The organism is Caulobacter sp. FG121 (assembly GCF_057809815.1).
Genome location: NZ_JBMDKR010000002.1, coordinates 552,339 through 559,240 on the forward strand (window position 1 = coordinate 552,339; position 6,902 = coordinate 559,240).

The 6,902-nt window shown below is 63.9% G+C and carries 6 protein-coding genes and 1 pseudogene; 3 read left to right on the top strand and 4 right to left on the bottom strand.

Annotated features, from left to right (window positions below; all coding sequences use genetic code 11):
* The first annotated feature begins 6 nt into the window (after positions 1-6).
* A complete protein-coding gene (locus tag ACODSL_RS08740) occupies positions 7-1,419 on the top strand; it encodes an esterase/lipase family protein (RefSeq protein ID WP_488900276.1) in 1,413 nt (470 codons plus the stop codon).
* Between the two features lie 159 nt (positions 1,420-1,578).
* Entirely contained in the window at positions 1,579-1,809 is a 231-nt protein-coding gene (locus ACODSL_RS08745; protein ID WP_488900277.1) for a helix-turn-helix domain-containing protein, read from the top strand.
* Between the two features lie 72 nt (positions 1,810-1,881).
* Here ACODSL_RS08745 and ACODSL_RS08750 read toward each other — a convergent pair.
* From ACODSL_RS08750 to ACODSL_RS08760, 3 genes and pseudogenes are all read right to left on the bottom strand, one after another.
* A pseudogene (locus ACODSL_RS08750) lies at positions 1,882-2,575 on the bottom strand (IS6 family transposase).
* Positions 2,576-2,656: 81 nt separating this feature from the next.
* Positions 2,657-4,822 (bottom strand): catalase/peroxidase HPI, encoded by a 2,166-nt coding sequence (gene katG / locus ACODSL_RS08755; protein ID WP_488900278.1) that lies wholly within the window; start codon positions 4,820-4,822, stop codon positions 2,657-2,659.
* Positions 4,823-5,347: 525 nt separating this feature from the next.
* Positions 5,348-5,620, bottom strand: a complete 273-nt coding sequence (locus ACODSL_RS08760) for a thermonuclease family protein (protein WP_488900279.1) — start codon at positions 5,618-5,620, stop codon at positions 5,348-5,350.
* A 60-nt stretch (positions 5,621-5,680) separates the two neighbouring features.
* On the opposite strand from ACODSL_RS08760, the gene ACODSL_RS08765 reads away from it, so the two are divergent.
* Positions 5,681-6,166, top strand: coding sequence for a Dps family protein (locus tag ACODSL_RS08765; RefSeq protein ID WP_488900280.1), 486 nt, complete (start codon positions 5,681-5,683; stop codon positions 6,164-6,166).
* Between the two features lie 181 nt (positions 6,167-6,347).
* Here ACODSL_RS08765 and ACODSL_RS08770 read toward each other — a convergent pair whose 3' ends face one another.
* Entirely contained in the window at positions 6,348-6,737 is a 390-nt protein-coding gene (locus ACODSL_RS08770) for a hypothetical protein (protein ID WP_488900281.1), read from the bottom strand.
* Between the last annotated feature and the right edge of the window lie 165 nt (positions 6,738-6,902).

Sequence of the window (6,902 nt, forward strand, 5' to 3'; positions counted from 1 at the left end):
CCGACGGTGGATGATCAGAGCATCTCGACCGCGAGTGATGTCGTCGATCCGCAGACAGAAGCGGTCCCTATCGTCTTCGTGCATGGGAACGGCGAAGGCGCCCAAGCCTGGGACCATGTGGCCGAGCGTTTCCGACAGTGCGGTTACAACCAGCTGTTCGCGATCAGCCTCGATCCACCCTCGCATGGTTCCTGCGTTGCCTACGCGGCCCAGCTGGCTGACTTCATCGCCAGGGAAGTGCGGCCCAAGGTGGGGGCGCAAACGCCCATCGCTCTGATAGCCCACAGTCTCGGCGCCCCGGTCGTCAGGTACTATCTGTCCTTTCTCGACGGGGCCCGCCTGACGTCCCACGCGGTGCTGATCGCCGGGTGCAACGCGGGAGCCCCCGCCTGCGACGTCATGTTGCTCCGGGACCCGGAGGGCAAGATCTTCCGGCAAGCCGTCGAGATCCATACCGGCGGGTCCGAGTTCCTCCGCAGGCTGGACGCCAAGGGCACTGACGACGGCGTTCGGTACATGACGATTTCAGGTCCGCACGACGTCCAGTTCTCCCTCTTCGAAGAGAGCGCGCAGCTTGCCGGCGCGGACAACCGCGTCCTTCCGCGACTCGGCCATTGGGGCCTTCGGAGTTCCGACGACAGCTTCGAGCTGATGCGGGCGTTCCTCGAAAACAGGGCCGATCAGCTCCCGCTTGGCCAGCAGCCGTTGAACATTCCCAGCGACCTGACCGGAACATGGTTGGCCTGCGATCCTGACTCCAAGGCTCTGGAGTTCGACTTTCGCGATGACGGAACCCTTGCCTTACGTACCGACGAAGGGACGTCGATGGGAATTTATGATGTTTCCGTCGGCCAGCCGCCCCACAAGCTTGACCTTCAACTGGGCAACGCACGCCTGCGGGGGCTCTATCGCCTGACAGTGCAGGGCGACACGCTGGCTCTGGCGCTGGGCCCGCCGGATGCGCCGCGACCTGACCATATGAGGTCCCGCTCGCTGTTCAGGCGAAAGGGCGAGATGCTGCGTCCCGAAGCGCTGGTCGGGACCTGGCGCTCGACCATGCCGGGCGGGCTGCGCGGAATCGGGATTGAGGAGTTCTCCCTGAATCTGGCGGCCGATGGCCAATGGTCGATGGCGGCGCTCGTAGCGGGGGCCTCTGATTTCCAGCTTTCGGGCGTCTGGTCGGCGGATGCGACCGCCAGAGAGAGCGGCAGCTTGGATTTTCGTCTGGACCTCGAGATTGAGCGATCCAATGCAAGAACATTGGAGAGCGGCGCGTGGTGGGGCGGTCTGTTGACCGTGGACGACGATTCGATGGCCCTGGAACTCCCGCCCGTAACCCGGGCGGCGTGCCGCCCGCAGCTGATCGACAATCCAACATTACTCGTTCGGGTATCGAAAGGTCCCGTCGGGGTTCGGTGAAAGCTGTCACGTTATCCTGCCAAAGCCGCCGTTTCGACTTTGAGGAACGAAGCTGAAACGATGATCGTGGCCGAAAAATCAGTCGCACCGGATCGAGTGGCGTCTCGATGCCATCCCAGCCGATCAGTATGTCCGACGCTCAGGGACCGGTATCAAACCGTGGCGGCGGTACTTGCCGCGGCGCGTCGTGAAGCCGGCCTCAGCCAGCGATCGCTGGCGATACGCTTGGGGAAATCCCACTCCCACATTTCGCTGATCGAAACGGGTCGACGCAGGGTCGAAGCCCTGGAGCTTTATCGGATGGCCAAGGCGTTCGGTTTACAGCCCGCTGCGCTCTTCGACTCTATTGCCAAACGCCTAGAGTCCATCGAGCCGGAGATGACACGCTAAGGCGGCCGATACCGACCCGAGCGCTGTCAGGTTAACCGGCCCAATCCACAACAATCCCATCCCCGCCGAAATCTAGGCACACGTCGCCTGTGACCACGCCTCAAAGGCTTCGGCCCGGAGCACCTTCAGTGTTGGCCGGCGGGTCAGGTGCCGGGCGGTGTAGAAGGCGTTGGTAGACAGCAGCGTGAACAGTCAGGAACCGCTGCGCCGATGCCTGCGACTTGAAGCCCTGCTGCTTGCGCTCTCGTCGTCGGATCGGCAGGTGGCTGTTCTCGGCGCGATTGTTCTCCCTCAATCGGCCGGGTCGATGGACGTCTAGCAGATCGAGTTGCGCCAAGGCTGCGGGATAGGACGCGAGGCCGTCTGTCACGATGGCGACAGGCTTGGTGCGCTGGTTTCGCAGCAGCCGCTTGATCAGCGTAAGCGCCGCCTCGGTGTCGCGTTACCGTTGCATCACAAGGTCCAGGACTTCGCCCTCATCGTCGACGGCGCGCCACAGGTACATTCGGCGGCCGCCGACGGTGCAGACCATTTCATCGAGATGCCAACGCGGCGATGGCGCCGGCCGTAGCTTCTTCAGCCGCCTGGCGAACTGCGGTCCGAACTTCCTGGTCCAGCATCGAATGGTCTCGTAGCTGACCTCGATCCCCCGCTCAGCCAGCATCTCCTCGACGTCGCGAAGGCTCAGGGTGAACCTGAAATACAGCCACACCGCATGCCGGATGACGTCGGCCGGAAACCGGTGCCGCTTGAATGAAACGCCCATCTACCCCCTTCTCCACAATGACTTGGCGGGGTCAAAAGTGGAGACGAGTGCGCGTTAGACTGACAGCACCCCCGCTTCAGATCAGGCCAGGTCGAAGCGGTCCGCGTTCATGACCCGGGTCCAGGCGGCGACGAAATCGTGGACGAATCGCTCGCGGCTGTCGTCCTGGGCATAGAGTTCGGCATAGGCCCGCAGGACGGAGTTTGAGCCGAAGACGAGGTCCACCCGCGACGCCGTCCACTTCACGGCGCCCGTCGCCCGGTCGCGGATTTCGTACAGGTTCCCGGCGACGGGTCGCCAGGTGAGGGCCATGTCGGTGAGGGTGACGAAGAAGTCGTTCGTCAAAACGCCCTCACGGTCGGTGAACACGCCGGACTTCGCGCCGCCGTGGTTGGTGCCCAGAACGCGCAGGCCACCAACCAGCACGGTCATCTGGGGCGCCGTCAGACCCATGAGCTGAGCCCGGTCGAGCAGCAACTCCTCGGCGCTGACGGCATAGTCGGTCTTCAGCCAGTTTCGGAAACCGTCCGCGAGGGGTTCCAGCACCGAGAACGACCCTGCGTCCGTCATCGCGTCTGTCGCGTCTCCACGACCCGGTGCAAAGGGCACGGTGACGTTGAAGCCGGCGGCGCGGGCCGCCTGCTCGACGCCGACATTGCCGGCCAGCACAATCACATCGGCGACGCTTGCACCCGTATCGGCCGCGATCGGTTCGAGCACTGACAGCACCCGGGCGAGGCGCGCCGGCTCGTTGCCTTCCCAGTCCTTCTGGGGCGCGAGGCGGATGCGGGCGCCGTTGGCGCCGCCGCGCATGTCGGAGCCGCGGAAGGTGCGGGCACTGTCCCAGGCGGTCGTGACCATGTCGCTGACCGAAAGGCCGCTCGCGGCGATGCGGGCCTTGACCGCTTCAACGTCATAGCCGGTGGCGCCGGCCGGAACCGGGTCCTGCCAGATCAGGTCTTCCGCCGGCACGTCCGGCCCGACGTAGCGCGCCTTCGGACCCATGTCGCGGTGAGTCAGCTTGAACCAGGCGCGCGCGAAGACGTCCGAGAAATAGGCCTGGTCGTCACGAAAGCGCTCCGAGATCGCCCGATAGACGGGGTCCTTGATCATCGCCATGTCGGCGTCTGTCATGATCAGGTTGCGGCGGATCGAGGGGTCCTCGACATCAACCGGCCGGTCCTCGTCCGCCAGGTCGACCGGCTCCCACTGCCAGGCGCCGGCGGGGCTCTTCTTCAGTTCCCAGTCGTACTTGAACAGCAAGTGGAAGTAGCCGTTGTCCCAAAGCGTGGGGTGTGTCGTCCAGGCGCCTTCCAGCCCGCTGGTGACGGTGTCGCGGCCGATACCCCGTCCGATCTTGTTGAGCCAGCCGAGGCCCTGGTCCTCGACGGGGCCGCCTTCAGGATCAGGCCCCAGCAGGGTGGCGTCACCGTTGCCGTGCGCCTTGCCGACCGTATGCCCGCCAGCAGTCAGGGCGACGGTTTCCTCGTCATCCATGGCCATCCGGGCGAACGTGACGCGCACGTCTTGGGCAGTGCGCAGGGGATCTGGCAGGCCGCCAACGCCCTGCGGGTTGACGTAGATAAGGCCCATCTGCACGGCCGCCAGCGGGTTTTCCAGGCTGGCGCGGTCCTCGCCCTCGTAGCGGTCGGCTCCAAGCCATTCCTTCTCGGCACCCCAGTAGACGTCCTTCTCCGGCCGCCAGATGTCCTGGCGGCCGAAGCCGAAGCCGAAGGTCTTCAGACCCATCGACTCATAGGCGATCGTGCCGGCAAAAAGTATAAGGTCAGCCCAGCTAACCTGGTTGCCGTACTTCTTCTTGATCGGCCACAGCAGGCGCCTGGCCTTGTCCAGATTGGCGTTGTCCGGCCAGGAGTTGAGGGGTGCGAACCGCTGGTTGCCCGTGCCGCCGCCGCCCCGTCCGTCCGCCAGGCGATAGGAGCCTGCAGCGTGCCAGGCCATGCGGATCATCAGGCCGCCGTAGTGACCCCAGTCGGCGGGCCACCAGTCCTGGCTCTCCGTCATCAGGGCGTGCATGTCGCGCTTGAGCGCCGCGACGTCGAGCTGGGCTAGCGCATTGCGATAGCTGAAGGCCTCGCCGAGCGGATTGGTTCGAATGTCATGCTGGTCAAGGATTTCCAGGTTCAAGGCGTTCGGCCACCAGTCTGCGCCGGACGTGCCGGTGGTGGTATTGCCGCCGTGCATCACAGGACATTTTCCCGGACGGGCAGGATCATTGTTGGTCATAGCTCTCTCCGAACTTCGGTGAACACGACCGCCTTGACGATCAATGTGATGGTGCCGACCGTCTTCGTCGCCTTGCAGCAGCGACTCCGGAGTAGGCATTTCTGAAACTATGGTCTCCAAACGACCGATATAAATCCAATCGATTATTTTTTCCGCTGGAATAGAGTGGGTCTATGGTCGCCAAGTGCCCCGCCCAGCAATAGAACGAGAAATACCGCAGGCGGTTGGTAACGTTGGTGAGGCCAGGAGCCAGCCGACGATAGAGCCTGACCGAAGTTGCCTGCATGCCCAGAGGATCACGGCCAGCGCTCCAGACTGCTGGTTTTGTCCACATGGGTGAAAGCACGGCATACCCCCCTCGACTCGGAACCCAAATAAGCAGCGTCAGCCAATAGACTGCCGGCTGGCAATGCCTGAAGGCTAAACTCTAGGTTATAGGTCGATCGAGCGAAGCGATTTCTCACTTCGGCAGCCGCCCTCATGGGTAAGGGCTCTCGTCGCATCCCCGGCCAAACGGCTAGAGACCTAACGAGATCTCTGCGCCGCCCGCCACTCCCACGGCATGTCGAACTGCCCCGACCAGACCCCTCGACGGCCAGCCCGCGCCTGGTCCTCGGCGCGAACGTAGTCCCGCGAGTAGCGCCGATAGGCGACTGCCCATCCCTGGGTGACCAGCCAGCCGTTCAGGTCCACGCTGCGGGACCTACAGACCGCCACCGTCCGCCGGATAATCAGCCGAACGACGCGAAAGGGCTCACTGGGCGGCGTAAAAGGTAAACGCTCGCCTACTCCAACCATGGCATCAGATCAGTCCATGGACTAAGCTTAGAACATCATCGCCCGATGGGGCGGCCGAACATGAGTATGGCTATGGATATCGACATCGGCATTCCGGCCGACCAGCGTGCGGCCATCGCCGAGGGACTCTCTCGCCTCCTGGCGGACAGCTACACCCTGTACCTGAAGACCCACAACTACCACTGGAACGTCACCGGTCCGATGTTCCAGACGCTGCACATGATGTTCATGACGCAATACACTGAACTGGGGTTGGCGGTGGACGACATCGCCGAGCGCATTCGCGCCCTTGGTCACCCCGCGCCCGGCAGCTACGCCGCCTTCGCCCGGCTTTCCAGCATCGGTGAGGACACGGCCGTTCCGGCGTCGCGTGACATGTTAGTCAATCTAGTCATGGGCCATGAAGCGGTTACCCGCACCGCGCGCCAGGTCTTCAGGATCGCCGACGAGTCCAACGACGAACCGACCTGTGATCTGCTGACCCAAAGAATGCAGGTGTCCGAGAAGACGGCCTGGATGCTGCGCAGTCTGCTAGAACCCGCTTAGTGCGCCTGGCCCTTAATTGGGCTGCCGGTGTGATCCGGTTTCAAGGTGTTGTCAGGTTAACCGCGCCAAGCCGAAAACTACCCTACCCTGACTGAAGTCCGGCAACCGCAGCCGCCCAGCTGGACACTGCTTTGGCCCGGAAACGCCGGAGGGTGGATCTGCCGGTCAGATAGCGCTGGCGCTATGCTCCTAGGGCCGCCCGCTGCTCGGCCCACACGACCGGGAATCCCGTCAGCAGCCCAGCCATCGTCATGCCGGCCGGCTGTCGTCCCTCCATGATCGCCTCGATGATCTCGGGGGCCAGTAGCGTCAGCCGCAGCACCCGGCCCACATAGGACGCGTTGATCTTCTCCGCCGCGGCGACCTCCTCGATGGAGGCATGGACCCCGGTCTCGATCAGCTTTCGCCACCGGAACGCCCGGGCGATGGCCTTGATCATGGTATTGTCGACCCGCGGCCTGGGGGCCGCCCAGATCGGCCCACCGCCATCGGGGGCGAGGATCAGCTTGCGGCCTCCGCGCTTGCGGATCTGCATGGGGATGCGAACCGTGAACGTGTCGGTGGCGCTCATGCCGCGATCCTCTCGGCGGTGCTGATGCTGGCGAGCTCGCCGGCCAGACTCGACAGCCCGTCATTGCGCAGGCGGATCGCCACCTCGTCCTGATGGATGTCGACCCGGTCAGCGCTGTCAGTTTAACTGCCCAAGACCGCAACAATCCCATCCCCGCCGAAATCT

What these genes read in the sequence shown, in the direction of transcription:
- katG (WP_488900278.1), bottom strand. Translation starts at nt 4,822, where the DNA reads ATGACCAACAATGATCCTGCCCGTCCGGGAAAATGTCCTGTGATGCAC.
- ACODSL_RS08760 (WP_488900279.1), bottom strand. Translation starts at nt 5,620, where the DNA reads ATGGTTGGAGTAGGCGAGCGTTTACCTTTTACGCCGCCCAGTGAGCCC.
- ACODSL_RS08765 (WP_488900280.1), top strand. Translation starts at nt 5,681, where the DNA reads ATGAGTATGGCTATGGATATCGACATCGGCATTCCGGCCGACCAGCGT.
- ACODSL_RS08770 (WP_488900281.1), bottom strand. Translation starts at nt 6,737, where the DNA reads ATGAGCGCCACCGACACGTTCACGGTTCGCATCCCCATGCAGATCCGC.